This is a genomic window from Pseudonocardia sp. MH-G8 (assembly GCF_002262885.1).
Classification (GTDB): domain Bacteria; phylum Actinomycetota; class Actinomycetes; order Mycobacteriales; family Pseudonocardiaceae; genus Pseudonocardia.
In genome coordinates this window covers 44,948-68,633 of the sequence record NZ_NKYF01000017.1, presented here as the reverse complement: position 1 = coordinate 68,633, position 23,686 = coordinate 44,948, and the positions used below count along the sequence as shown (strand labels likewise).

Here is a 23,686-nt window from a genome sequence, read left to right as displayed (position 1 = left end):
TCTCTCGTCGGTCAGCGCAGGTCGCGCTCGTAGCCGAGCACCACGTCGCGGTTCTGCCTGCGGAACTCCCGGTAGGAGACCCGGCCGGTGCGCATGAGGTACTCGAGGGCGAACTTCGTGGGGTGGGTGATCGTGCGGCCGGGCAGGCCCTCGTACCAGTCGATGCTGCGCTTGGCGGCGGCCTGGAAGGAGTCGGCGACCGGCTTGCGGCTGCGCTCGAACTCCTTGAGCCCGACCTCGACGTCCCACGCCGACCCGGCCATGGCCTGGATCAGGTACACCGCGTCCCGCATGGCGAACCGGGTGCCGGAGCCGATCGAGGGGTGGACGGTGTGCAGCGCGTCCCCGATGAGGACGAGGTTGCGGTGGGTCCAGTGCGCGCAGCTGAGGAACTTCGTCCGGAACCACGGGGAGTGGTTGCTCTGCAGGGGCGCCCCGTCGAGGGACTCCGCGAAGAGCTCCTCGCACAGCGCCCGGGAGTCGTCCTCTGTCATGTCGGCGAACCCGAGCCGGTCGAACGTCTCCTGGCCGACCTCGACGGTGAAGTTGCTCATCTCCGCGGAGAACTGCGAGGCGTGGCTCATCAGCAGGCCGTGCTCGCTGTTGCGCAGGATGATCGACGGCGGGTAGGGCTTCGGGGTGCCGTACCAGGCCAGCCAGTTGGTGCCCAGCTCGTCGCTGGGCACGAGGTGCTCGGCGAAGCGCTCCCGGGTGCGGCTGTTCACCCCGTCGGCGGCGACGACCAGGTCCCACTCGTCCAGCTCCGCCTCCGTGACGTCGGCGGCGCGGTCGTGCTCGATGCGCACCCCGGCCTCGCGGGCGATCCGCTCGAGGGAGGCCAGGAGCGACCAGCGGGCGTTGAGGTGGCTGCGCCCGACGTTCACGGCCACGCCGGTGCCGTCGAGGCTCAGCACCATCTGCTCGTGGCTCATCCCCGCGGTCAGGGCGTCGACGACGTCGGGCGCAGCGGGGCGCAGCGCGGCGGCGGCGCTCTCGCTGAACGCCACACCCCACCCGTAGGTCACCCCGGGCGGGTTCTGCTCGCGGACGTGCACCGTGGCGTCCGGCACCGCCCGCTGGGCGAGCAGGGAGAAGAACAGGCCGGCCGGGCCGCCGCCGACCACCAGGATCCGCATGCTCACCGCCCGTCTCCTTGCCAGATCGCCACGTGCCGCGCGACGCGCTCGCCGAGCGCCGCGGCCGTGCGCAGGTCGCTGTCCTGCATGCCTTCCAGTCCCTGGTCCGAGTTGGACTGGGCCATCGCACCGGCGTACGCGCCGAGCCGGTTGAGCTCGGCGTCGGAGCCGGTGCTGCGCCCGTTGCCGTCCAGCAGTCCGAGGCCGATCCAGGCCATCCCGTGCTGCATCGCGAACAGCCAGAGCTGGGTCAGCGTGTTGAGCTTGTCGCCGGAGTGCCCGCTGGAGTTGGTGAAACCGGCGGCGAGCTTGCCCTTCCAGCCCTGGTCCAGCCAGATCTTGGAGCTGGCCTCCATGAACGTCTTGAACACCGCCGAGCCGCTGCCCATGTAGGTCGGGGTGCCGAAGATCAGCGCGCCGCAGTGGTCGAGCTGCCGGGGGTCGGCGGCGACCTCCTCGGCGAAGTACAGCGCGACGTCGGCGCCGGCGACCGATGCCGCGCCCTCGCCCACCGCCCGTGCCTGGGCGGCGGTGTGGCCGAAGCCACTGTCGTAGACGACTCCGATGGAGCCCACGTGGGTCACCTCTCTCCGTGTGGTGGCGCGGTCGGGAACCGAGCGGCGATCCAGTGGCCGACGTGCGCGGAGGCGGCGACGTACCCCGTCGGTTCCCCCTCGGCGACGGGCTGGCCGAAGTGCTGCCCGCGCACGACGTGCCGGGTCGTGTCGGTGGCGGCGACCGCGGCGACCATCCGTGCGCCCGCTTCCGGCCGCGCCGCCTGGTCGCCGCTGAACTCGAGGTACAGCGTCGGGACGTGGACCCCCGCGGCGCAGCGCACGAAGTCGGCGTTGGTGTGGTGGGCCGACCAGGTCGACAGCCACGAATCCGGGGTGGTCAGCCTGCCGAAGCCGACCAGCCCGTAGTTGATCAGGTCCGGGCGCCGGCCGAACAGCGATCCGTAGTGCCGGTCGTTCGGGTCGATCGAGGGGTCCACGTAGGCCGGGTCGGCGTCGGTCCGGTAGGTCGTGAGGATCCGGGGGGCGAGCGCCGCCCGGCGGTCCGCGGGGTCGCCGCTGCGGCTGAACCGGGCCCTGGCCCGCGCGGCGTCCGCGGCGAGCTCGGTGGCGCGGGCGTCGATCCGGGCGATCCGTTCTCCCTGCGCTGCCCGGTACGCCGCCAGGAAGTCCGCGGAGTACCGGCTGGGCTCGGGCGGCGGGGCGAACCCGTTGCGCGCCGCGTACATGTCGAGGGCGGGATCCACCGACATCGGGTCCGTCTCGTCGGTGACCGACGGGTCGATGCAGTGCCGCAGCACCTGACCCTGCCCCGGGTGCGGGGCCAGGAAGATCGCCCCGTCCGGGAGCGGCATCCGGGTGCCGGGGAGCGGGACCGGGCGGCCGGCCGGGGTGACGTCGATCCGGGTCTCCGGTTCGAGGGCGGCCTGCTCGATGTAGAACGCCGACAGGGTGCCGCCGCCGGAGTGCCCGAAGCTCAGCACCGACGCGAACCCGAGGTCGCGCAGGAACACGTGCCCCGCCGCGGCGTCGAGCAGCGCCTGCTCGTGCACGAGCGCGATGTCGTTGTTCGGGGAGCGGGTGCCCTGGGTCCACACCGACACGCCGGCCTGCAGGAACAGCGGGATCATCGGGTGGTGGGTCATGGACTGCCGCGGGTGCATGACCGTGACCACGGTGGTGGCCGCGTCGAGGGCGTGCAGCACCCCCTCGACCTTCGCGCCGTCCGCGGCGGTGAGCTGGTGGGTGCTGGTCGTGACACCCGCGGGGGGCGCGGCGGTGTCGACGTCCCGGCCCGCACCGAGGCGATCCACGGCGAGCGGGCTCACGGCCCGTCCCCGGTGGCCGGCTCGACGACCAGCTCGACCTTGTCCCACCGCGCCACCCGGCCGCCCTCGACGGCGGCGACCGAGCTGTACCAGACCGCGTTGCGGCACCCGGTCGCGCCACGCTCGATCCGGATCTCCCCGGGGGCCTCGACCTCGAGGTAGGGGCCGCGGCGGCGGATCGTCGTGTCCGGGTCCTTGCTCGCGACCTCGGCGAGCGGGCGGAAGTCCTCGACGTCGAGGACGAACAGGGTGGTCACGCGAACGTCACCGGCTCGGCCTCGCCCGCGTACCGCTCCGCGATCAGCGCCGCCTTGCGGGCGAAGAACTTCTCCAGCGTCGGGTCCTCGTCGCCCGCCACGTCCATCAGCGCGTCGACGCTGACGTTCGCGTCGATGTCGTCCTCGACGGTGATCGCCCGCAGCGGGCGGGTGATCTCCATCAGGTAGCCGTTGGGGTCCGTGACGTAGATCGACTCGACCGTCTCGTGACGGACCTGCAGCTCGCAGGGCCAGTCGCTCGCGTCGAGCCGGCGCCGGTACTCCAGCAGGTGCTCCTCGGAGTCGACGTGGATCGCGAGGTGCCGGGCCCGGTGGATCAGCTCCGGGATCGCGGTGTCCCGGTAGGGCTGCACGCCGAAGTAGTAGAAGAACGCCAACCGGTCGCCGTTGCCGATGTCGAAGAAGAAGTGGATGAAGTCCGGGTGGTCGCCGGGGCCCCAGCCGAGCGCGCAGGTCGCGTGGACCACCGGGAAACCCAGCACGTCCCGGTAGAAGGTGATCGTGGCGCGCGGGTCGAACGTCGGGAACGCGGCGTGGTCGACCCCGCGCACCGTGTGGGCGAGCGGGTCCCGCTCCGGGGATGGCTGGGCGGACATCGGACAGCTCCTCTCGTGACGAACCGTGTCCGGGAACCGTAAGACCGGCCTGGCACACTCGTCAAGATACTGACGGAGCTGTATCGCTTACGTCTCGTCGGCCTCGCTCCGCAGGAGCCGGGTCAGGTAGTCGAGGTCCTGCTGCAGCAGCGCGGCGGCACCGAGCGGAGTGGGCGCGTCCGGGACCCGCCCGTCGGGGCGGGCCACCATGGCGAGGGCGTTCTCCGCGATCTGCTCGGCCACCGGCTCGGCCGGGTGCGCGGGCGAGGGGTGGAACCACCACGCCACCCAGTTGCACATGCCGATGATCGACAACGCGGTGATCCGGCTGTCGAGGGGACGGAACAGCCCGGCGGTGACACCGTCGTCGAGCACGCCGGTGATCTCGCTCAGGACGGCACGGCGGGCGCCCAGGTGCCGCTCGGCGATCTCCGCGGGGAGCGACTGCTCGCTGCGGTCCAGCGTCCGGAACTGGGCGGGCTGTGCGGCGCGCTGCAGGACGAGGGTCCGCACGAGCGTGCGCAGCTTCTCGGAGGGGTTCAGGTCCGCGCGCTCGCGGACCGCGCGCAGCGTGGCCGCGGCCTCCTGGCTCGTCGCCTCGACCATGGCGACGAGCAGCTCCTCCTTGCTGCGCACGTAGTTGTAGAGGTTGGGCCTGCTCAACCCGACCGCGTCCGCCACGTCCTGCAGGGTGGTGCCGTCGTAGCCGCGCTCCGCGAACAGCCCCACCGCCCGCTCGAGGATCTCGCTCATCAACAGCTTGCGCCGCGGCCCACCGTCTCGCCGGGCCGCTTTGGCCTCCTCCGTCACCCGGCCACCGTAATCGGAAGGCTCGCCTGCTCAGCTCTCCCACGTCACGCCGCACAACCCGGCGCGCGCAACGACCGTGCGCAGCGCGTCCTGAGTCACAGGACGCTGCTCACCCCGGGAAGCCTAGCCGGGGTGCTCCGCGCGCGATCGGCTCAGCCGGCCACGTAGTCCGCCAGGTGCTCCCCGGTGAGCGTGGACCGGGCGGCGACGAGTTCGGCGGGGGTGCCCTCGAAGACGATCCGGCCGCCGCCGTGGCCTGCGCCCGGGCCGAGGTCGATGATCCAGTCGGCGTGGGCCATCACCCCCTGGTGGTGCTCGACGACGATGACCGACTTGCCGGAGTCGACGAGCCGGTCGAGCAGGCCGAGCAACTGCTCGACGTCGGCGAGGTGCAGGCCGGTGGTCGGCTCGTCGAGGACGTAGACGCCACCCTTCTCCCCCATGCGGGTGGCCAGCTTGAGCCGCTGCCGCTCGCCGCCGGACAGCGTGGTGAGCGGCTGGCCCAGCGAGAGGTAGCCGAGCCCGACATCGGAGAGACGTGTCAGGACGGCGTGCGCGGCAGGTATGCGGGCGCCACCGGCGCCGAAGAACGCCAGCGCGTCGGTCACCGACATCGCGAGCACCTCGCTGATGTTCTTGCTGTTGTCCGGGTCGCCGAGGTGGTACTCCAGCACCGCCGCCTGGAACCGCTTCCCCTCGCACTCCTCGCACGTGGTGGAGACGGTCTCCATGAACCCCAGCTCGGTGAAGATGATGCCCGCGCCGTTGCAGGCGGGGCAGGCGCCCTCGGAGTTGGCGCTGAACATCGCCGGCTTCACCCCGTTGGCCTTCGCGAACGCCTTGCGGATCGGGTCGAGCAGCCCGGTGTAGGTCGCCGGGTTGCTCCGCCGCGAGCCCTTGATCGCGCTCTGGTCGATCGACACCACACCCTCCCGCGCGGGGATCGATCCGTGCACGAGCGAGCTCTTGCCGGAGCCGGCCACGCCGGTGACCACGCAGAGCACCCCGAGCGGGATGTCGACGTCGACGGACTGCAGGTTGTGCGTGGTCGCGCCCCGGACCTCCAGCCTTCCCGTGGGCGTCCGCACCGTCTCCTTGGGAGCGGCCCGGTCGTCGAGGTGGCGGCCGGTGACGGTGCCACTGACCCGCAGGCCGTCGACCGTTCCCTCGAAGCAGACCGTGCCGCCCTCGGCACCCGCACCGGGGCCGAGGTCGACCACGTGGTCGGCGATCGCGATCGTCTCCGGCTCGTGCTCCACGACGAGCACCGTGTTGCCCTTGTCCCGCAGCCGCAGCAGCAGGTCGTTCATCCGCTCGACGTCGTGGGGGTGCAGGCCGATGGTGGGCTCGTCGAAGACGTAGGTGACGTCGGTGAGCGCGGAGCCGATGTGGCGGATCAGCTTGGTGCGCTGCGCCTCGCCGCCCGACAGCGTGCCCGACGGCCGGTCGAGCGACAGGTAGCCCAGCCCGATCCCCACGAACGAGTCGAGCGTGTGCAGGAGCTTGGCGAGCAGCGGCCCTGCGGACGGCTCGTCGAGACCGCGGACCCACTCGGCCAGGTCGCTGATCTGCATCGCGCACGCATCGGCGATGGAGATCCCGCGGATCGTGGACGATCGCGCCGTCTCGGACAGGCGGGTGCCCTCGCACTCCGGGCACGTGGAGAAAGCGATCGCCCGGTCCACGAATGCCCGGATGTGCGGCTGCAGCGCCTCCCGGTCCTTGGCCAGCATCGACTTCTGGATCCGCGGGATCAGACCCTCGTACCAGACGTTGACGCCGTCGACCTTGATCCTCGTCTGGCTCTTGTGGAGCAGGTCGTTCAGCTCGCGTTTCGTGTACTTGCGGATCGGCTTGTCCGGGTCGTGGAAGCCCGATTTCCGGAAGATCGTGCCGTACCAGCTGTCGCCGGTGTAGTTGGGGATCAGCAGCGCGCCCTCGTTGAGCGACAAGCTGTCGTCGTAGAGCTGCGTGAGGTCGAAGTCGGAGGTCCGGCCCATACCCTCGCAGCGCGGGCACTGACCGCCGACGACGTTGAACTCGCGGCGCTCCTTGACGGTCCGGCCGCCGCGCTCGAACTCGACCGCACCCGCCCCGCTGATCGAGGCGACGTTGAAGGAGAACGCCTGGGGCGAGCCGATGTGCGGCTGCCCGACCCGGCTGAAGAGAATGCGCAGCATCGTATTGGCGTCGGTCACGGTGCCGACGGTGGAGCGTGGGTTGGCACCGAGCCGCTCCTGGTCGACGATGATCGCCGTGGTCAGCCCGTCGAGCACGTCGACGTCGGGCCGGGCCAGCGTCGGCATGAAGCCCTGCACGAACGCGCTGTAGGTCTCGTTGATCATCCGCTGCGACTCCGCGGCGATCGTGGCGAACACCAGCGAGCTCTTGCCCGAGCCGGAGACTCCGGTGAACACCGTCAGCCTGCGCTTCGGGAGCTCGACGTGGACGTCCTTGAGGTTGTTCTCCCGCGCGCCGTGGACACGGATCAGATCGTGGCTGTCGGCGGCGTGCAGCCCAGCCGACAGCAGGTCCGAGCGCGTGCTGGTGCTGGTGCTCATTGCGTCTCCATCTCGTGCGTGCCACAGCTTCCGGCCGTCATGCCTCGCGTCATCGCACCTCGAAGATGCGGATCATGTTGCCCGCGGGGTCGCGGAAGGCGCAGTCACGGGTGCCCCACGGCTGGTCGGTCGGCTCCTGCACGACCTCGGCGTCACCGGCCTGCAACCGCTCGAAGGTGGCGTCGAGGTCCTTGCTGGCCAGGTTGATGCCAGCGTAGGTGCCCTTGGCCATCATCTCGACGATCGTGCGGCGCTCGTCGTCGGTGATGCCGGGGTCGGCGGCGGGTGGGGTCAGCACGATGGAGGTGCCGGGCTGCTCCGCCGGGCCGACCGTGATCCAGTGCATCCCGCCGTACTCGACGTCGTTGCGCACCTCGAAGCCGAGGGTGTCGCGGTAGAACGCCAGGGTGGCGGCCGGGTCGTCGTGCGGGAGGAAGGCCTGGTGAATGGTGAGGTCCATGGCGGTCACGCTAGGTCCGGCGCGGGGGCCGGTGCTTCTCGATTCCTGATCGGTCTGGTCACCTGCTTCGCCACGCAGGGCGACATCCCCGCCGCCTCACTGGCGGCCTCGCGGCGGTACACGCTGGGCGGCATCCCGACCAGCTCCGTGAAGCGTGTGCTGAACGTCCCCAGCGACGAGCAGCCCACCGCGAAGCAGATCTCGGTGACGCTGAGGTCGCCGCGGCGCAGCAGCGCCATCGCGCGCTCGATCCGCCGCGTCATCAGGTAGGAGTACGGCGACTCCCCGTAGGCACGCCGGAACTCGCGACTGAGGTGCCCGGCCGACATGTGCACGCCGCGGGCGAGCGCCTCGACGTTGAGCGGCTTGGCGTACTCCCGGTCGATCCGGTCGCGGACGCGACGCAACCGCGCGAGATCGCGCAGGTGCTGCGTCGCGGCGGGCGTGCTGGTCACAGGCAGATCGTGCCACGGCGTGCCCGGTCGCCCCATGCACGCGTTCGGATTGACTTCGAGTGCGCTCGAAGACCTACCGTTCTTCCCGTGAGCACCACCGAGCTGCTGAACGGCTTGATCGACCGCGCCGGGACCGACGGGCTCCCGGACCTCAACGACGTCCTCGCGGCGTCCGTCACGGTCGACGACGCCGTCCGGCTGCCGCTCACGGTCGCCGAGACGGCCGATCTGATCGGCGTCTCGGCGCACACGCTGCGCTACTACGAGCGGATCGGGCTCGTCGACGTGCCCCGCTCGGCGTCCGGGCAGCGCCGTTACGACAAGCGGGCGCTCGGCCGGGTCGTCTTCCTCACCCGGCTGCGGCTGTCCGGGATGTCGATCGCTGACATCACCAGCTACATCCGGCTCGTCGAAGAGGGCGACGGCACCGTCGACGCGCGGCTGACGCTGCTGCACGCGCACCGGGCGAAGGTCCGGCGCCGGCGCGACGAGCTGGACTTCGCACTGTCCGTGATCGACTACAAGATCGCCACGTACGGCGGGCGCTGCTCCGGCTGAGCAGCCTTCCCCCTTCCCCACCACACCCTCGAGCACGGAGGTCATCTCGTCATGCCCACATCCACCCGCACCCTGCGCGACCTGCACGTGGCTCCCCTGGGCCTGGGCTGCATGGGGATGAACCACGGTTACGGTCGCGGTGACCGCACCGAGTCCCTGGCCACCCTGCACGCGGCGATCGACGGCGGCGTCACGCTGCTCGACACCGCCGACATGTACGCCAACGGCGCCAACGAGCAGCTGGTGGGCGAGGTGCTGCGGACCCGCCGCGACGAGGTCTCGATCGCCACGAAGTTCGGCATCCTCACCGACGTCGACGCCAAGATCGTGGGCCTCGACGGGTCACCGGAGTACGCGCGCAAGGCCGTGGAGGCGTCGCTGGGACGGCTCGGCGTCGACACCATCGACCTCTACTACCTGCACCGCGTGGACCCCACGGTGCCGATCGAGGACACGCTCGGCGCCATGGCCGAGATGGTGCAGCGCGGGCAGGTGCGCCATCTCGGCATTTCCGAGGCCTCGGCCGAGACGCTGCGCCGCGCCCAGGCGGTGCACCCGATCAGTGCCGTCCAGTCGGAGTGGTCGATCTTCAGCCGGGACGTGGAGGACACGGTCGTCCCGGCCGCCCGTGAGCTGGGCATCGGTCTCGTGCCCTACAGCCCGCTCGGCCGCGGCCTGCTGACCGGCGCGGCCGCGGCGACGACCGAGCTGGACGCCGGCGACTTCCGCCGCACCCTGCCGCGGTGGCAGGCCTCGAACCTCGAGGCGAACCTCGCGCTCGTGGCGACGGTCCGGGAGATCGCCACCGCCGCCGGTGCGACGCCCGGCCAGGTCGCCCTCGCGTGGCTGCTCGCCCAGGGAGCGGACGTGGTGCCGATCCCGGGCACCAAGCGCCGCACCTACCTCGCGGAGAACCTGGGGGCGAACGCCGTCACGCTGACGGCCGACCAGCTCGCGGCGCTCTCCGCGCTGCGCCCCGCGGGCGATCGCTACCCGGACATGGGCTGGGTCAGGGGCCAGAGCCCGGGCGCGTGACGCCGTCAGCCACCGTGGCCGGTTCCTCAGCTCTCCCCCGCGCCGAGGGTGGTTTCGAGATCGCCGAGGACCAGCCGGGCGGCAGTCGGACCGGCGTTGAGGTACCACGGGTCGTCGTCGACGAGCACCGCGTGGCCGTCGCGCACCGCCGGGAGCGTCTGCCAGAGGGGGTTGCCCAGCGTGGCCGATGCCGCGGCCTGCGCCTCGGTGGTGGCGCCCTGCACGGAGTAGTAGATGCGGTCGCCGGCGGCGAGCGCCAGCTCCTCGGGCGAGAGGTCGCGTGACGTCGCGTCGAACCGCTGTGATTCGGGGCGGACGAGGCCGGCGTCCCAGGCGACGAAGCCGATGAACGACGCGAGGCCGAACACCCGCGTGCGGTCGGCGGTGACCCGGACGAACGAGACGGTCTCCTCTCCCGCGGTGGCCCCGAGCGCGGCGGCGTCGGCGGTGAACCCGTCGAGGAACGCCTGGGCGTGGTCCTGCATCCCGAGGCTGTCGGCCAGCAGCAGGAAATCCTGCTTCCAGTTCACCCCGGTGCCCTCCACCAGCACGGTGGGCGCGATCTCGGAGAGCACCGGGTAGAGCTCCTGCGACGCGGCGGCGTTCGCGAGCACCAGGTCGGGCAGCAGCGCCGCGATCGCCTCGAGGTTCGGGTTCTGCCGGGAACCCACCGGGGCCACTGCGGCCAGCTGCTCCGCGTGCTGGGGGAACGCCTCCTGCACGTACCGGGGCACCAGGTCGGCGTCGTCGCCGTGGGCGACCCCCACCGGCACGACGCCGAGCGTGAGGATCGCGTCGGTCTGGCCGGTCGCGATCACGACGATCCGCTGCGGCGGCGCCGGGATCGTCGTGCTCCCGCCGAAATGGGTGATCGTGCGGGGGAACCTGCCCTCGGGCTCGGCGGCGCCCATGCCCGCGGGGATCTGCGTGGGGCCGGGTGGCGCGGCCACCTCGGTGGCGGGCTCCAGCCGCCCGGAGGCCTCGATCGGCGCGCTCGCGCACCCCGCCAGGGTGGCGAGTGCGCCGAGCACCGCGCCTGCCACGACGGACACCCGTCCGACCACGTCATCCTCCGAGAAAGGCTTGCCTAACCTACGGTCGGGAGGACGATAGCAAGAGCGGGATGTCGTGCCGGGTCAGCCCGCGGTCGGGGGCTGGTCCACCAGCTGCGCGAGGTAGAGCTGCTCCCCGAGCTTGTCGATCAGCTCCAGGTTCGTCTGGATGTAGTCGATGTGGTGCTCCTCGTCGGCGAGGATCTCCTCGAACAGGGTGGCCGTGGTGTGGTCGCCCTTGTCCCGGCACATCGTGATGCCCGGCCGCAGCCGCTCGACGACCTCGACCTCGATCGCGAGGTCGGATTCCAGCTGTTCGCGCACGGTCTGGCCGATCCGCAGGGAGAAGAGGCGCTGGTAGTTCGGCAGCCCCTCGAGGAACAGGATGCGGTCGGTGATCCGCTCGGCGTGGCGCATCTCGTCGAGCGACTCCGCCCGCGTGTACGCGGCGAGCTTGGTGAGCCCCCAGTTCTGCTGCATCTTGGCGTGCAGGAAGTACTGGTTGACGGCAGTGAGCTCGCTGGTGAGCTGGTCGTTGAGCAGCGCGATGATCTCGGCGTCGCCACGCATGGTGTCCTCGCTTCGTCGGCCCGGTGGGGAACCGCGACGCTAGCGCCGCGTGCACGGGCCGCCGGAGCCAGTGTCGCCTTTGCGCAGGTCAGGCGAACCTCAGCGACGGTTCAGGCCGTGGAGGGCAGCTCGGCGATCAGTGACGGTGCGTGGGCGGCGGCGAGGAAGACGTCGATGTGGTCGTGACACGAGCCGCATCCGGTGCCGGCGCCGCATGCGTCGCCGACCTCCTCGACGGTGCGGGCGCCGCGCGCGATGCAGGACCGGATCTCGGTGTCCGGCACGGCGTGGCAGATGCACACGTACACAGGTTCTCCTCCACTGTGGCAAGGCAAGCCTATGTTCACATCCCGATCCGGCTGGACGCAAGAACTAGCCTGAGCCCGTGCCGCTCGACGAGTACCGCCGCAAGCGCGACGCGCGGCGCACACCGGAACCGGTGCCCGACGCCGATCCGGTGCGCCCGCAGGGCCCGGGCGACCGGTTCGTCATCCAGGAGCACCACGCGCGCAGGCTGCACTGGGACGTCCGGCTCGAACGCGACGGGGTACTGGCCTCGTGGGCGGTGCCGAAGGGACTGCCGCCCGACCCGGAGACGATCCGGCTGGCCGTGCGCACCGAGGACCATCCGATCGAGTACCTGGAGTTCTCGGGGGAGATCCCGGCAGGCGAGTACGGCGGTGGCGCGATGACGATCTGGGACACCGGCACCTACGAGACGGAGAAGTGGAACCCCCGTGAGGTGATCGTGCGGCTGCGCGGCGCGCGGGCGTCCGGGCGGTTCGTGTTCATCCGCACCGACCGGGGCGGCAGCGGGAAGGACGGCTGGCTGCTGCGCCGCTCGGACCGCGACGCAGGCCGCGAGCCGCTCCCCCACGAGGTGCTGCCGATGCGCGCCACGCCGGGCGCGTTCCCGGTCGAGGGCGACTGGTGGCCGCAGGTCGGGTTCGGCGGCCAACGCGTGATCGTGCGGGTCGAGGGCGGGCGCGCCGACCTCACCGACGCCGGCGGCGACGAGGTCGCCGCCCCCGGGCTGCGCGAACTGGGCCCGTCGCTGGGCGCCACGCAGGTGCTCATGGACGGGGAGCTGACCGGCCCGCCGGAGCTCCCGCAGCTGTGGATCGGGGACCTGCTGCACCTCGACGGCCGTGACACGTGCCCCCTGCCGTTCCGCGAGCGGCGGACGCTGCTGGAGGGCCTGCCCCTCGACGGTCCGCGCTGGCGGCTCGCGCCCGTCTTCCCCGACGCGGGCGCCGAGGTGCTCGCGGCCGCCGAGGGGCAGGGCCTTCCCCACGTCGTCGCGAAGGACCCGGATTCGCCCTACGAGCCGGGCCGGCGCAGCGCGCGGTGGGTCCAGGTCGACACCGCGGCGGCGGCCACCGCGGCGCCCGCGCCCCGGCCGGAGCGGGCGGACCGGGTCGGCCGCGCCACGCTCAGCAACCCCGCCAAGGTGCTCTACCCCCTCACGGGCACCACGAAGGCCGACGTGCTGGAGCACTACCTGGCGGTCGCCGAGGTGATGCTGCCGCATCTGCGCGACCGGCCCGTCACGCTCGTGCGGTGGCCGGACGGCGTGGAACGCTCGTCGTTCTTCGAGAAGAACGTCTCCCGGCACGCGCCGCGCTGGATCCGCACCGCCCGCGTCGGCACCCCCGGCGGGCGGTCGGAGAAGGCGGACTTCCCGCTGATCGACGACGTCGAGGGGCTCGCGTGGGCGGCGAACCTGGCCGCTCTGGAGCTGCACGTGCCCCAGTGGCGGGTGGGTCCACGCGGTGGCCACCAGTTGCCCGACCTGGTGGTGTTCGACCTCGACCCGGGCGAGGGCACCACGGTCGTCGACTGCGCGCGGGTGGCGGAGCGCATCGCCGACCGGCTCGCCGAGGACGGCCTGCGCGCCTACCCGCGCACCAGTGGCGGGAAGGGCCTGCAGCTCTACCTCCCCGTGACGGTCGCGCGGGCCGAACGCACCTCGGAGTTCGCGAAGGCGCTGGCCGAGGAGCTCGCCCGGGAGACCCCGGGCCGGGTCACCGCGGTGATGGCGAAGGCGCGCCGTCGCGGCAAGGTGTTCGTGGACTGGAGCCAGAACAACCCGCACAAGACCACGATCGCGAGCTACTCGCTGCGCGGGCGGGCCCGCCCCACCGTCGCCACCCCGATCACCTGGGACGAGGTGCGATCCTGTCGGCGCCCGGACGACCTGGTGTTCACCGCGAGCGACCTGCCGGCGCGCCTCGCCGCGCACGGTGACCTGCTCGCGCCGCTGTTCACCGAACCGCAACGCCTGCCCCGTCGCGGCTGACCGGCCCCTCTGCGAGGCTGCGCGGGTGCCGCACCACCCCTACTTCGACGGCCCCTACCCGCGCGCCTACGCCCACCGAGGCTGGCACATCGGCGAGCTCGCGGGCTTCGAGAACACCATGGCAGCGTTCCGCCGGGCCGTCGAGGAGGGGTTCGGCTACCTCGAGATGGACGTGCACGCGAGCGCGGACGGCGTCGCGTTCGTCCACCACGACGTCGTGCTGGACCGCACCACCGACGGCACCGGCCCTGTCCGCCTGCGGTCCGCCGCGGCCCTCGCCGACGTGCGCGTGCACGGCAGGGAACCGATCCCACGGCTCGAGCAGGTGCTGACCGAGTTGCCGAACACCCGGATCACCGTGGAGCTGAAGGCCGGAGCCGCGGTGGAGCCGGTGCTCGCGGTGCTGGAGCGGACCGACAGCTGGCACCGCGTCTGCCTGGGCGGCTACCACGACGGATGGCTGCGCCGGGCCCGTGCCGCCGCGGGACCGCGCTTGTGCACCTCGATGGCCCAGGGTGCGGCGTTCGGGCTGCGCTCGCGCGCATGGCTGGACGCGCTGCCCGGCCCGCTGCGGCGCCTGCCGGCCCCACCGTCGACGGGTGACCTCGCCCAGCTCCCTCGCCGGTTCGGCCCGCTGACCGTGGTGGACGAGGCACTCCTGCGGGCCGCGCACGTCGACGGCCGCGAGGTCCACGTCTGGGTGGTCGACCGTCCGGACGAGATGGCCGCCCTGCTCGACCTGGGTGTCGACGGGTTGCTCTCGGACCGCCCCGACGTGCTGCGCGAGGTGCTGCACGCCCGCGGTGCGTGGCAGGAGGCGGTCTAACCTCCGCACGTGCAGTCCGCCGTGCAGCCCGCGCCCGTCCACCGCGGGATGGTCGTGGCGTGGGCGCTGTGGGACTGGGGCTCCGCCGCCTACAACGCGGTGATCCTGACCTTCGTCTTCTCCGTCTACCTCACCGATGCCGTCGGCGACGGCAGGCCGGAGGCGAGCGCCGCGCTGGGCTACGCGATCGGCGCCGCCGGACTGCTGATCGCGCTGCTGGCCCCCGTGCTCGGGCGCCGCGCGGACACCGCGGGCCGGCGCAAGTTCGCCACCGGCGTCTGGACCGGGCTCACGATCATCACGATGGCGGGGCTGTTCGCCGTCCGCGACGACGCCGGACACCTGTGGCTCGGCCTCGTGCTGCTGGGCCTCGGGTCGATCGTGTTCGAGCTCGCGTCGGTGTCCTACAACGCGATGCTGTCCCAGGTGGCGACGCCCGCCACGATCGGCCGAATCTCCGGCTTCGGCTGGGCGATGGGCTACTTCGGCGGCATCGTGCTGCTGCTGGTCGTCTACACCGGCTTCATCGCGGGAGGCGACGGCGAGCGGGCCGGGTTCCTCGGCGTGCCCACGGCCGACGGGTTCCACATCCGGCTGGTGGCGCTCGTCGCGGCGGTGTGGTTCCTGGCGTTCGCCCTGCCGCTGTTCGCGGCGGTACCCGAGGTGGAGCCCGCCCCGGACCGGCCGGCCCACCTCGGGGTCGCCGGCTCGTACCGGGCGCTGGTGGCCGATCTGCGCGCGCTCTACCGCCAGGCGCCGCACACGGTCTTCTTCCTGGGCGCCAGCGCCCTGTTCCGCGACGGGCTGGCCGCCGTCTTCACGTTCGGGGCGGTGCTCGCGGTCGGCGTCTACGGGATCGGCGCCGGTGACGTGCTGTTGTTCGGGGTCGCCGCCAACGTCGTGGCCGCGCTGGGCGCACTGGCCGGCGGGCGGATCGAGGACCGCGTCGGCCCGAAGCCGGTCATCGTCGCCGCGCTGCTGGGGATGATCGCAGCGGGGGTGGTGCTGCTGTTCGTGTCCGGTCCCCGGGCCTTCTGGGTGTTCGGGCTGCTGCTCACCCTGTTCGTGGGGCCCGCGCAGTCGTCGTCGCGGACGTTCCTCGCCCGGCTCGCCCCACCCGGCCGCGAGGGGGAGCTCTTCGGCCTCTACGCCACCACGGGCCGGGCGGTGTCCTTCCTCTCGCCCGCCCTGTTCGGCCTCTCGGTCACCGTCTTCGGCGCGCAACGCGCCGGAATCGTGGGGATCCTGCTGGTCCTGACCCTCGGCCTGGTGGCGTTGTGGCCGGTCCGGCCACCGCGGATGTCCTCGGGTAACGGAATTTCGGCGGTGTTGTGAACACCAGCCCAGCGGGGCGTGACATAAGTCACAGTTGGCTGACAGGTCACAACTGCGTGTGTAGCGGCGCCATATCGGGGACACTCAGGCATCGGGACGACGCTCGTCCGGTGTGATCGCATGTCGACCACACCCGGTCAGGTGCCGTCCGCAATGGCGGGAATGAACGGCTGTGCAGCAGACGTTACACCCGGTGGTGATGGCCGAGGGAGGCTCCCTCGGCCCCGGTAGGGAGGAAGACGCATGGCCGACCGCGTGCTCCGTGGCAGCCGGCTCGGGGCTGTCAGCTACGAGACGGACCGCAACCACGACCTCGCGCCGCGGCAGTCGATGCGCTACGCGTGCCCGCGCGGGCACGAGTTCGAGGTGCCCTTCGCGGGCGACGCCGAGGCTCCGGGCACCTGGGAGTGCCGTCTGCACGGCAGCATCTCGCGCCTCATCGACGGCGCTGAGCCCGAGCAGAAGAAGGCGAAGCCCCCGCGTACGCACTGGGACATGCTGCTCGAGCGGCGTTCCGTGGCCGACCTCGAGGTGCTGCTCAACGAGCGCCTCGAGCTGCTGGCCGAGCGGCGTCGCGAGATCGCCTGATCGAATCCGACAAGAGCCGGGCACCCTTCGGGGTGCCCGGCTCTTTCGCGTGCAGCCTCTGCGGCCGGCGCGCTCAGGCGTCGAGGACCTGGTTGCTGCGGTGCACGACCGGCGGCAGCGTCGACCACGGGAAGTTGATCCACCGGTCGGTGCGCCGCCACACGTACTCGCAGCGCACGCTGCTGTGCGGCTTCTCGTACACCACGGCGCAGCGGACGTCGGCCACGTGGCCCGCGCAGAAATCGCGCACCAGCTTGAGCGTGGCGCCGGTGTCGGCGACGTCGTCGGCCACCAGCACGTGCGCGCCGGACAGGTCGACCACGTTCGGCACCGGGGGCAGCATGATCGGCACCGGGAGCCGCTCGTCCACACCGGTGTAGAACTCCACGTTCGCCACGTGCAGGTTCTTCACGTCCAGCGCGTAGCCGAGCGCTCCAGCGACGAACAGCCCTCCCCGCGCGATGGACAGGACGATGTCGGGCCGGTAACCGTCGGCCGCCACCTGCTGCGCCAGCTCGCGGGACGCGATGCCGAACAGCTCCCAGGTCAGCTCCTCGCGCGGCGTCTCGGTCACGCGCGGACCGGGCCGTCGCTGACGGTGCCACCGCTGGTCGTGTCACCGCTGGTCGTCGTACCGCCGGTGGTCATACCACCGCTGGTCACGCCACCGCTGGTCACACCGCCGCCGGTTCGCGCCGAGCGCGGCTTGGTGCGGTGCACCAGCCGCCCGACGCCCCAGGTGGCGACGCGCCAGAACGCCTCGGCGACGATCGCGCTGCTCATCTTCGACGCCCCGCGCTCGCGCTCGGTGAAGGTGATCGGCACCTCGCGGACCCGGAAGCCGGCCTGCACCGCCCGCCAGGCCATGTCGATCTGGAAGCAGTAGCCCTGCGAGGCGACCTCGTCGAGGACGAGCTCCTCGAGCACCTGGCGCCGGAAGACGCGGAACCCGGCGGTGATGTCCTTGATCGGCACGCCGAGGGCGAGGCGCGCGTACAGGTTCGCGCCGCGGGAGAGCACCTGGCGGCGCGCCGGCCAGTTGCGGATCGTGCCGCCCCGCACGTAGCGGGAGCCGAGCACGACGTCGGCGTCGGCGAGCGCTTCGAGCAGGGCCGGGAGGTCCTCGGGCGGGTGCGAGCCGTCGGCGTCCATCTCGACGACGACCTGGTAGCCGTCCTCCAGCGCCGCCGCGAACCCGGCCAGGTACGCCGCGCCGAGCCCGGACTTGCCCCCGCGGTGCAGGACGCGGACGCGACTGTCGGCGTCGGCCATCTCGTCGGCGAGCTCACCGGTGCCGTCGGGGCTCGCATCGTCGACGACGAGGACGTCCGCCTCGGGCACCGCAGCGTGCAGCCGCGACACCACCGGACCGAGGTTGTCCCGTTCCTCGTAGGTCGGGATCACCACCAGCACCCGGCCCGTGGGCTCAGCCATCCTCGTCCTCCCCCGCGCGGCTGACCGCGCGACGCCTGGTCAGGATCCCCGCGCCGATCGCGAGCACCCCCAGGGCGACCAGCACCCATTCGGGCCCCGACCGCCATCGAGTGGCCAGCGTAGTGGTGTCCCGCAGCACGGTTCGATCGACCAGGACATCCGGTGTGAACTGCGCGGTACTGGCGGTGACCGTACCGTCGGGCGCGATCGTGGCACTCACCCCGCTGGTGGTGGGAACGATCACCGGTCGGTCGTGCTCGACGGCACGGATGCGCGACATCGCCAGCTGCTGGTAGGTCATCTCGGTCCACCCGAAGGTGGCGTTGTTGCTGGGCACGGCGAGCACCGTGGCACCGGCGGCCACGCTCTCGGCGACAAGGTCGTCGAACGCGACCTCCCAACAGATCGTGACGCCGACCCGCACCCCGTTCATGTCCACCGCGCCGACGCCGTCGCCGGGCACGAAGTAGCCGGCGCGCTCGACGTAGGGCGAGAAGTGCGCGAAGAAGTCCCGCCAGGGCATGTACTCCCCGAAGGGCTGCACGCGGCGCTTGTCGTTGCGCTCCACGACGCCCTTCCCGGCCTCCCACACCAGCGCGGAGTTGCTCGTGGTGAGCCCGTCCGGGTTGCGCAGCACCGATCCGACGAGGATCGGCACGCCCACCGCCCGGGCGGCGCGTTCGATCTGCGCCGCGGCGTCGGGGTTGCGGAGGGGATCGATGTCGCTGGAGTTCTCCGGCCAGAGGACGAGGTCGGGGGCGGGCCGGCGGCCCGCGGCGACGTCCGCGGCCAGCTGCTCCGTGACGCGCACGTGGTTGTCCAGCACCGCCCGGCGCTGGGCGTTGAAGTCCAGGCCCGAGCGGGGCACGTTGCCCTGCACCGCGGCGATCGTCGCGGTGCGCTCCGGCCCGCCGCCCCCGCTCGGCGGCACCAGCGCGGCCAACGGTCCCGAGACCATCGCCAGCACCGCGATCACCGCCGGGGTGAGCAGGCGCCGCGGGCTGCGCCGTCGTAGTGCCCGGCGCACCAGCTCCCCGAGCGCGAGCCCGGCCAGCACCGCGGCGAACGACAGCAGCGGCTCCCCGCCGATCGCGGCGAGCGGCAGCAGCGGCCCGTCCGGCTGGCCGAACCCGACCCGACCCCACGGCAGCCCGCCGAACGGCACGCGCCCGCGCAGCGCCTCCCCGGCGATCCACACGGCCGCGGCCCAGACCGGCGCGCCGGGCAGCCGCGAGACCAGCGCCATCCCGACCGCGGCGAGCCCCAGGAACAGCGCCTCGAACACCGACAGCGCGATCCACGGCACCGCCTGCACCAGCGAGGACACCCAGGACAGCAGCGGGAGCAGGAACGCGAGCCCGAACAGGAACCCGTAGCCGAACGCCGCCCGCACCCGCCGGCCCCGCAGCACGATGCCGAGCAGCGCGAACGCCGGCAGGACCAACCACCACAGCGTGCGCGGCGGGAAGCTCAGGTACAGCAGCGCACCACCGGCCACCGCGCCGGCGCAGCGGGCCAGGACCGCGACCCACCAGGGCACGGCGCCGCGCGATCCGGACGCGCCGGGAGCCGGCGGCGAGGCGGTGGGTTCGGTGGTGGGTGCGGCCACGACCCGAGCCTACGACCCGGACGTGTGACGGCCGTGATCGCGGCTCGCAGCGGCCTCGGACGGGCGGGCAGGGGCGGTGTCAGGCCGGGGCGGGGGCGAGCAGGTGCGCGTTGCCCAGGGCGTCGAGCGGGCCGCGGGCACCGGTGCGCCGGAACCACTCGTAGCCGTAGGCCGCCGCGAAGTCCTCGGGCGGCACGTCCTCGGGAGCCACCTGGCTGGCGTGGGCCAGGATCGCGTCCCGCTTGCGGTCGAGGTGTGCGGACGTGCCGGTGACGGCCAGCTCGATCTCGGCCGTGGTGCGTCCGAACGCGACGGCCGCGGAGCGCGCCGCCCCGTGCACGAGGTGCCGGTCGCGCGCGCAGACGTGCAGGTGTTCGCGGTCCACCGTGACGCGGTAGCTCGTGACGTCGAGCAGTTCGGCGGCGGTGGCGCCGATGCGGAACACGGCACGGTGGTCGGGGTGGCCGTAGATGCCGTGTTCGTCGTCGTGGACGATCGCGCAGGCCCCTTCGTCGTCGGCCACCTCGGCGACCTGGCGGGCGAGCTCGAGCGGATCGGCAGCGGCGAGCGCCCGGCCGTGCCGCGCCGCGGACGAGCCCGGGAGCCCCGAGTCGCGCCTGCCGAGCAGCACCAGGCGCGAGACGCCCAGCAGTTCGGCGACCTGTTCGAGCTCGGCCACGCGCCGCTCCGGCGTCGTCTCACCGGGGCGCAGCGGCACGCGCGACCCGCCCAGCTCACCGGCGGTGGCCATCACGAGCACGGTGCGCGCGCCCGCCTCGGCCAGCCGGCGCAGCGTGATGCCGGTGAAGATCGCCTCGTCGTCCGGGTGGGCGTGCAGGGCGAGGACGGTGCGGCCCCGCAGGTCGGGGTAGCTGATCATGAAGGGTTCGCAGACGTGACGGGCCGCGCGGGAGGCGGCCGGACGGAAGGGGGCCGGGGGTCAGCTGCAACAGCAGCGACAGCACCCCGGACAGCAGAGGGTCACGCCCACGCCGCACATCCGGTCCGTCACGCCGCACATTCTGCCACAACCCGAACCCGGCACCCGCGCAACGCCCCGCCGATCTCCCGGTGATGATCGATACGAGCCGCACGGCAGGGTCGTGCCGGCCGCCCTCACGTGCGGATCGCAACGATCATCGGGCGCCGCGGGGCCGGGTCGCCGGACGCTGTGTGTCGCGACGTGGGATCAGCGTCGTGCGGCGGTCGGGGTCGGGAGGGCGTCGTGCAGGAGTGCCCCGCGGTGCACCGTGCGCAGGCAGGCCGGGGAGCGGGGGTCCCCGTCGAGGGGACCGGCGCCGTCCCACACCGCGTAGCTCACGGCGGCGCCGGGGAGCAGCCGTCCGGCCAGCGGCGACCGGTCGCCGGCCGCGCGGTGGCCCCCGGACGTGTGGGCGGCGAGCGCCTGCGTCGCGGTGAGCCCCGAGCCGGGGGTGCGGTGCTCGACGGCGGCCCGCACGGACGCCCACGGGTCGACCGGGGTGACGGGGGCGTCCGACCCCAGCGCGAGCGCGACGCCGGCGTCGCGCAGACCGGCGAAGGGGTTCATCCCCCGGGCCCGCGCGGCACCGAGGCGCTGGACGTACATCCCGTCCGGCCCACCCCAGAACGCGTCGAACAGCGGTTGGACGCTCGCGACGACACCGAGGTCCGCGAGCCGGCGCGCCTGCGTGGCGTCGACCATCTCCAGGTGCTCCACCCGGTGGCCCGCGGCCCGGACGGCCTCCGCGGAGGTGGCCGCCACCGCCGCGTCGAGCCCGGCGAGCAGCGCGTCGGCCGCCGCCTCGCCGATCACGTGGAACCCGGCCTGGACACCGGCGGACGTACAGGCCGCCACGTGGGCACCGATCGCGTCGGCATCGAGGTAGTGGTTGCCCGTGCAGCCGGGGGCGTCGGCGTAGGGCGCGCGGAGCGCGGCGGTCCGGGACCCGAGCGAGCCGTCGACGAACAGGTCGCCCGCCAGCCCGCGGGCCCCGGTGGCCGTCAGCCGCTCCCGGACCTCGTCGACGCCGCGGACCGCCTCACCCCAGTACCCGACGACCTCCGGCCCGGGTCGGGCGAGCAGCGCGGCGAGGTCCGCGGGCGAGGAGATGTCGGGCCCGGCGCACTCGTGCACCACCGCGACGCCACGAGCGGCGGCCTCGGTGAGGAAGGCGGCTTGCGCGGAGTCCCGGGTGGTGCTGTCGACGGCGGCCAGTGCGGCCCGGCGCGCGTGGTGGTGCGCCTGGCTCGTCAGGGCGCCCGCCGACCAGCCGGGGGCGCCGGTGGCCGCCGGAGCGCGATCGAGCAGGGCCGAGGAGGCCAGTGCGGAGTGGACGTCGATGCGGCTCAGGTACACCGGGGCCCCGGCCGCGGCCCGGTCGAGCGCGGAGCGTGGCGGCAGCGGATCGGGCCAGTGCTGGTCCTGCCAGCCGTGGCCCCACACGAGCGCGCCCGGCCGGGCGGCGGCGCGGGCGGCCACGGCGTCGAGCAGCGCACGCGCGGACGCGCAGCCGACCAGGTCGAGGCCGTCGACCAGCAGCCCCGTGGCCGTGGCGTGCACGTGGGCATCGACGAACGCCGGTGTGACCACGGCCCCGGCCAGGTCGAGCACGACCGCGCCGGTGCGACGCTCCTGCGCCGCGTCGGCGCCGCCCACCCAGGTGATGTGGCGCCCGTCGTGCTCGAGGGCACCCGTTCCCGGCGGCCCGTCCGAACCGAGGATGCGGGCGCCGAGGAGCAGGGTGCGGACCACCGCCGCAGTCTAGGAGGATCAGTAAGGCCGCTTGGGCATGATCACCCAGAGCACGATGTAGACGACGAACTGCGGGCCGGGCAGCAGGCAGGACAGGACGAACGCGAGCCGGACGGCGAACGGGGTCCAGCCGAACCGCTCCGCGAGGCCCGCGCACACGCCGGCGATGACCTTGTTGTGGCGCGGGCGGGTCAGGGTCGATGCCACCTTCAGCTCCTTCCAGGGCGCGGCGCACTTCGCCGCTGTCCTCCAGTGTCGGCGCCGCGAGCGCCTCGGGACTCGGGAAACGCCCGGAGACGCCCCTGAGATCGCCCCCGGGAGTACCCCCGGAGGGCTGACCGGACTCGCGGACGGTGAGCGCGGGCTGCTCCGCAGGGGCGAAGATCGCAATTCATCCACAGGTGTCGGTGAATGCCCTGGTCACACGCGTGTCCGCCGCATAGCGTCTCGGTCGTGACCCGATCACGCTCCCTGCCGGCACTGCTCGCCGCGGCGGCCTGCGCGGCGGCCCTCGCACTGTTCGGCGTGCCCGCCACTGCGCAGGCGCAGCCGCCCAGCGCCGTGGTCGTGCTGGGCGACAGCGCCGCCTCCGGCGAGGGCGCGAACGACTACGAGCCGGGCACCCGCGGGGAGAACGACAACTGGTGCCACCGCTCCGTGCACGCCTACGTCCACCGCACGGCGCTGGCCGACGCCTCGGTCAACCTGGCCTGCTCGGGCGCGGAGGCGGCGAACGTCGGCTTCGGCGCGGGCACGCACCACACGGAGGGCTCGCAGGCGCAGCGCCTGGTCGAGGTCGCCGGCGAGCACCGCGTCACCACCGTGATCGTGCAGATCGGCGCCAACGACGACGCGGCGCTCACCGCCACCGGCATCGCCTGCATCCGCGCCTTCATCGACCCCCGCGAGCCGCCGTGCCGGGAGACCCTCGGCCCGCTCGTGCCCGAACGCATGGCCGCCACGGCCACGAAGGTGGAGGCAGCGGTGGACGACGTGCGTGCCGCCATGCGGCAGGCCGGCTACGCCGACGACGGCTACGCCCTCGTGCTCGCCTCCTACGCCTCGCCGGTCACCGAGCACATGCTGCCGCTGCAGCCCGCGGCCGGCTGCCCGTACAGCCGGGCCGACGCCGGGTGGGGACGCACCGAGCTGTTCCCGGCGCTGTCGGAGGCGCTGCGCGGTGTCGCCGAGCGCACCGGGGCGCGGTTCCTGGACATGGTGCGCGCCACCGAGGGCTTCGAGGCCTGCACCAAGCCGCTGCAGGCCCAGGAGTGGCAGCGGCGCATCACGGTCGACCCCGAGGCGCTGGTGTACGGGGGGCTCGACGCCGTCGGCTTCCACCTCGCGCAGGAGTCGTTCCACCCCACGGCCGCGGCCCACGCCCAGATGGGGCGCTGCATCGGGGAGTTCGTGCGCTCCGGGTCCGCGGGTGCGGCCTGCGTCGCGGGAGCCGACGGGCGCACCCACCTGGAATCGGAGCCGGCGACGACGCCCGCCGCCTAGACCG

Annotated in this window: 25 protein-coding genes; 7 read left to right on the top strand and 18 right to left on the bottom strand. The window is 73.0% G+C overall.

The features are described from left to right. Nucleotides 1-11: 11 nt before the first annotated feature. The 9 genes from CFP66_RS30010 to CFP66_RS29970 form a co-directional block, all read right to left on the bottom strand. Nucleotides 12-1,136, bottom strand: coding sequence for an FAD-dependent monooxygenase (locus CFP66_RS30010; RefSeq protein WP_094928576.1), 1,125 nt, complete (start codon nucleotides 1,134-1,136; stop codon nucleotides 12-14). Nucleotides 1,137-1,138: 2 nt separating this feature from the next. Further along, entirely contained in the window at nucleotides 1,139-1,711 is a 573-nt protein-coding gene (locus tag CFP66_RS30005; RefSeq protein ID WP_094928664.1) for a flavodoxin family protein, read from the bottom strand. A 5-nt stretch (nucleotides 1,712-1,716) separates the two neighbouring features. After that, nucleotides 1,717-2,979 (bottom strand): alpha/beta hydrolase, encoded by a 1,263-nt coding sequence (locus CFP66_RS30000; protein WP_094928575.1) that lies wholly within the window; start codon nucleotides 2,977-2,979, stop codon nucleotides 1,717-1,719. Further along, nucleotides 2,976-3,236, bottom strand: a complete 261-nt coding sequence (locus CFP66_RS29995) for a hypothetical protein (protein ID WP_094928574.1) — start codon at nucleotides 3,234-3,236, stop codon at nucleotides 2,976-2,978. The genes CFP66_RS30000 and CFP66_RS29995 overlap by 4 nt, the downstream gene beginning before the upstream one ends. Continuing rightward, nucleotides 3,233-3,853 (bottom strand): VOC family protein, encoded by a 621-nt coding sequence (locus CFP66_RS29990; protein WP_094928573.1) that lies wholly within the window; start codon nucleotides 3,851-3,853, stop codon nucleotides 3,233-3,235. The genes CFP66_RS29995 and CFP66_RS29990 overlap by 4 nt, the downstream gene beginning before the upstream one ends. Nucleotides 3,854-3,940: 87 nt before the next feature. Then, nucleotides 3,941-4,663 (bottom strand): TetR/AcrR family transcriptional regulator, encoded by a 723-nt coding sequence (locus CFP66_RS29985; RefSeq protein WP_233159824.1) that lies wholly within the window; start codon nucleotides 4,661-4,663, stop codon nucleotides 3,941-3,943. 152 nt (nucleotides 4,664-4,815) lie between these two features. After that, entirely contained in the window at nucleotides 4,816-7,224 is a 2,409-nt protein-coding gene (locus CFP66_RS29980; RefSeq protein WP_094928572.1) for an excinuclease ABC subunit UvrA, read from the bottom strand. Nucleotides 7,225-7,273: 49 nt separating this feature from the next. After that, a complete protein-coding gene (locus CFP66_RS29975) occupies nucleotides 7,274-7,684 on the bottom strand; it encodes a VOC family protein (RefSeq protein ID WP_198961756.1) in 411 nt (136 codons plus the stop codon). 5 nt (nucleotides 7,685-7,689) lie between these two features. Continuing rightward, a complete protein-coding gene (locus tag CFP66_RS29970; RefSeq protein ID WP_198961755.1) occupies nucleotides 7,690-8,175 on the bottom strand; it encodes a helix-turn-helix transcriptional regulator in 486 nt (161 codons plus the stop codon). A gap of 51 nt (nucleotides 8,176-8,226) precedes the next feature. On the opposite strand from CFP66_RS29970, the gene CFP66_RS29965 reads away from it, so the two are divergent. Together CFP66_RS29965 and CFP66_RS29960 are read left to right on the top strand one after the other, a co-directional pair. Further along, entirely contained in the window at nucleotides 8,227-8,697 is a 471-nt protein-coding gene (locus tag CFP66_RS29965; RefSeq protein ID WP_233159823.1) for a MerR family transcriptional regulator, read from the top strand. Between the two features lie 51 nt (nucleotides 8,698-8,748). After that, complete coding sequence (locus CFP66_RS29960) at nucleotides 8,749-9,732, top strand: aldo/keto reductase (protein WP_094928569.1); 984 nt, start codon at nucleotides 8,749-8,751, stop codon at nucleotides 9,730-9,732. Between the two features lie 26 nt (nucleotides 9,733-9,758). Here the strand turns inward: CFP66_RS29960 and CFP66_RS29955 are convergent, their stop codons facing one another. The 3 genes from CFP66_RS29955 to CFP66_RS29945 form a co-directional block, all read right to left on the bottom strand. Beyond that, on the bottom strand, nucleotides 9,759-10,784 hold the full coding sequence (locus CFP66_RS29955) for an iron-siderophore ABC transporter substrate-binding protein (protein WP_198961754.1): 1,026 nt from the start codon (nucleotides 10,782-10,784) through the stop codon (nucleotides 9,759-9,761). 84 nt (nucleotides 10,785-10,868) lie between these two features. Further along, nucleotides 10,869-11,354: a bacterioferritin gene (bfr, locus tag CFP66_RS29950; RefSeq protein WP_094928568.1), complete on the bottom strand. Its 486-nt coding sequence runs from the start codon at nucleotides 11,352-11,354 to the stop codon at nucleotides 10,869-10,871. Between the two features lie 110 nt (nucleotides 11,355-11,464). After that, nucleotides 11,465-11,662 (bottom strand): bacterioferritin-associated ferredoxin, encoded by a 198-nt coding sequence (locus CFP66_RS29945; protein WP_094928567.1) that lies wholly within the window; start codon nucleotides 11,660-11,662, stop codon nucleotides 11,465-11,467. A gap of 77 nt (nucleotides 11,663-11,739) precedes the next feature. Here CFP66_RS29945 and ligD point away from each other — a divergent pair, with 77 nt between their 5' ends. From ligD to CFP66_RS29925, 4 genes are all read left to right on the top strand, one after another. Next, nucleotides 11,740-13,653, top strand: a complete 1,914-nt coding sequence (gene ligD, locus CFP66_RS50445) for a non-homologous end-joining DNA ligase (protein WP_369805201.1) — start codon at nucleotides 11,740-11,742, stop codon at nucleotides 13,651-13,653. Between the two features lie 25 nt (nucleotides 13,654-13,678). Further along, a complete protein-coding gene (locus CFP66_RS29935) occupies nucleotides 13,679-14,479 on the top strand; it encodes a glycerophosphodiester phosphodiesterase family protein (protein WP_094928566.1) in 801 nt (266 codons plus the stop codon). A gap of 9 nt (nucleotides 14,480-14,488) precedes the next feature. Next, complete coding sequence (locus CFP66_RS29930) at nucleotides 14,489-15,814, top strand: MFS transporter (RefSeq protein ID WP_233159822.1); 1,326 nt, start codon at nucleotides 14,489-14,491, stop codon at nucleotides 15,812-15,814. A 243-nt stretch (nucleotides 15,815-16,057) separates the two neighbouring features. Further along, on the top strand, nucleotides 16,058-16,402 hold the full coding sequence (locus CFP66_RS29925; protein WP_094928565.1) for an RNA polymerase-binding protein RbpA: 345 nt from the start codon (nucleotides 16,058-16,060) through the stop codon (nucleotides 16,400-16,402). Nucleotides 16,403-16,475: 73 nt separating this feature from the next. Here the strand turns inward: CFP66_RS29925 and CFP66_RS29920 are convergent, their stop codons facing one another. From CFP66_RS29920 to CFP66_RS29895, 6 genes are all read right to left on the bottom strand, one after another. Continuing rightward, nucleotides 16,476-16,976, bottom strand: a complete 501-nt coding sequence (locus tag CFP66_RS29920; RefSeq protein ID WP_094928564.1) for a phosphoribosyltransferase — start codon at nucleotides 16,974-16,976, stop codon at nucleotides 16,476-16,478. Continuing rightward, a complete protein-coding gene (locus tag CFP66_RS29915; protein ID WP_198961753.1) occupies nucleotides 16,973-17,836 on the bottom strand; it encodes a polyprenol monophosphomannose synthase in 864 nt (287 codons plus the stop codon). Before CFP66_RS29915 ends, CFP66_RS29920 begins: the two co-directional genes overlap by 4 nt. Continuing rightward, complete coding sequence (lnt, locus tag CFP66_RS29910) at nucleotides 17,829-19,445, bottom strand: apolipoprotein N-acyltransferase (protein ID WP_233159820.1); 1,617 nt, start codon at nucleotides 19,443-19,445, stop codon at nucleotides 17,829-17,831. The genes CFP66_RS29915 and lnt overlap by 8 nt, the downstream gene beginning before the upstream one ends. A 79-nt stretch (nucleotides 19,446-19,524) precedes the next feature. Then, nucleotides 19,525-20,325 (bottom strand): PIG-L deacetylase family protein, encoded by an 801-nt coding sequence (locus CFP66_RS29905; RefSeq protein ID WP_094928563.1) that lies wholly within the window; start codon nucleotides 20,323-20,325, stop codon nucleotides 19,525-19,527. A 309-nt stretch (nucleotides 20,326-20,634) separates the two neighbouring features. Continuing rightward, nucleotides 20,635-22,179, bottom strand: coding sequence for an amidohydrolase (locus CFP66_RS29900; RefSeq protein WP_094928562.1), 1,545 nt, complete (start codon nucleotides 22,177-22,179; stop codon nucleotides 20,635-20,637). An 18-nt stretch (nucleotides 22,180-22,197) separates the two neighbouring features. Further along, on the bottom strand, nucleotides 22,198-22,386 hold the full coding sequence (locus CFP66_RS29895) for a PspC domain-containing protein (RefSeq protein WP_369805199.1): 189 nt from the start codon (nucleotides 22,384-22,386) through the stop codon (nucleotides 22,198-22,200). Between the two features lie 246 nt (nucleotides 22,387-22,632). On the opposite strand from CFP66_RS29895, the gene CFP66_RS29890 reads away from it, so the two are divergent. Further along, nucleotides 22,633-23,682 (top strand): GDSL-type esterase/lipase family protein, encoded by a 1,050-nt coding sequence (locus tag CFP66_RS29890; RefSeq protein ID WP_233159818.1) that lies wholly within the window; start codon nucleotides 22,633-22,635, stop codon nucleotides 23,680-23,682. Nucleotides 23,683-23,686 lie beyond the last annotated feature (4 nt).

What these genes read in the sequence shown, in the direction of transcription:
- CFP66_RS30010 (WP_094928576.1), bottom strand. Translation starts at nt 1,136, where the DNA reads ATGCGGATCCTGGTGGTCGGCGGCGGCCCGGCCGGCCTGTTCTTCTCC.
- CFP66_RS29990 (WP_094928573.1), bottom strand. Translation starts at nt 3,853, where the DNA reads ATGTCCGCCCAGCCATCCCCGGAGCGGGACCCGCTCGCCCACACGGTG.
- CFP66_RS29980 (WP_094928572.1), bottom strand. Translation starts at nt 7,224, where the DNA reads ATGAGCACCAGCACCAGCACGCGCTCGGACCTGCTGTCGGCTGGGCTG.
- CFP66_RS29975 (WP_198961756.1), bottom strand. Translation starts at nt 7,684, where the DNA reads ATGGACCTCACCATTCACCAGGCCTTCCTCCCGCACGACGACCCGGCC.
- CFP66_RS29970 (WP_198961755.1), bottom strand. Translation starts at nt 8,175, where the DNA reads ATGGGGCGACCGGGCACGCCGTGGCACGATCTGCCTGTGACCAGCACG.
- CFP66_RS29960 (WP_094928569.1), top strand. Translation starts at nt 8,749, where the DNA reads ATGCCCACATCCACCCGCACCCTGCGCGACCTGCACGTGGCTCCCCTG.
- bfr (WP_094928568.1), bottom strand. Translation starts at nt 11,354, where the DNA reads ATGCGTGGCGACGCCGAGATCATCGCGCTGCTCAACGACCAGCTCACC.
- CFP66_RS29925 (WP_094928565.1), top strand. Translation starts at nt 16,058, where the DNA reads ATGGCCGACCGCGTGCTCCGTGGCAGCCGGCTCGGGGCTGTCAGCTAC.
- CFP66_RS29915 (WP_198961753.1), bottom strand. Translation starts at nt 17,836, where the DNA reads ATGGCTGAGCCCACGGGCCGGGTGCTGGTGGTGATCCCGACCTACGAG.
- CFP66_RS29905 (WP_094928563.1), bottom strand. Translation starts at nt 20,325, where the DNA reads ATGATCAGCTACCCCGACCTGCGGGGCCGCACCGTCCTCGCCCTGCAC.